Origin of the sequence: Variovorax sp. KBW07 (genome assembly GCF_003852515.1) — a bacterium.
GTDB lineage: Bacteria > Pseudomonadota > Gammaproteobacteria > Burkholderiales > Burkholderiaceae_C > Variovorax.
On record NZ_QAJK01000112.1, the window covers coordinates 12966 to 13225 of the forward strand.

Consider the following 260-nt stretch of genomic DNA (forward strand, 5'->3'; position numbering starts at 1 on the left):
CCCTCCGCGAATGTCCCCCGCTTCGCTCCTCCTTTATTTCGCTGCGGGGAGCACCCGGTGCCAGTCGCACGGTGGGCACGCTGCTGGTTATCAGCTGTTGAACCGGTGCTCTGAACTCGCTCGCGCTGGCGGTGTGCTCTGCGCAGCGAAATAAAGGAGGAGCGAAGCGGGGGACATTCGCGGAGCAGAGCACACCGTCGGCGTGGGCGTCGCCCTGAACAAACCCAAACAGCAACGGTACCTACGAAACAGCCTTCAGC